This is a genomic window from Desulfonatronum sp. SC1, from assembly GCF_003046795.1.
Taxonomy (GTDB): domain Bacteria; phylum Desulfobacterota; class Desulfovibrionia; order Desulfovibrionales; family Desulfonatronaceae; genus Desulfonatronum.
In genome coordinates this window covers 1-463 of record NZ_PZKN01000128.1, presented here as the reverse complement: position 1 = coordinate 463, position 463 = coordinate 1, and the positions used below count along the sequence as shown (strand labels likewise).

At 45.1% G+C, this 463-nt stretch carries 1 protein-coding gene; it reads right to left on the bottom strand.

Features of this window, described 5'->3' with window-relative positions; all coding sequences use genetic code 11:
• On the bottom strand, positions 1 to 463 hold a 463-nt coding region (locus C6366_RS20990; RefSeq protein WP_199221594.1), incomplete at both ends, for a chorismate-binding protein.

Here is a 463-nt window from a genome sequence, read left to right as displayed (position 1 = left end):
CACCGTATGTTTACAAAAAGATGCATCTCATTTTCGGCCACTGGGCCAATGAATCCCCCGTAGTAGTAACGTTTATGCTTTTCTACACGCCTGATTAGGTTAAATGCTTGCTGCTTGGGTTCACCGCACAATGCCGGTGTGGGATGCAATTGTTCAACCAACCGGCTCATACTGCCAGCCACACTGCTGTACGGAAATTGATAACTTGTTTTAAGGTGCGACACATTTCCTGCATTTACAATCACCGGGCCATGTTTATCAACGGGAGCAATGCGGAATTGTTCCAGAATTTTATCGATGTAGTTGCTCACAATACCTTGCTCTTCTATCTCCTTTTCCGACCAGTTGTCTGTTTTTAGGCTAGCAGAATCTCGTGTTCGGGCAAGTGAAACGGTGGTGCATATACCATCTGTATGTTTTAGCAGAATCTCCGGAGAGGCTCCAATCCAAATATCTGTTTGTG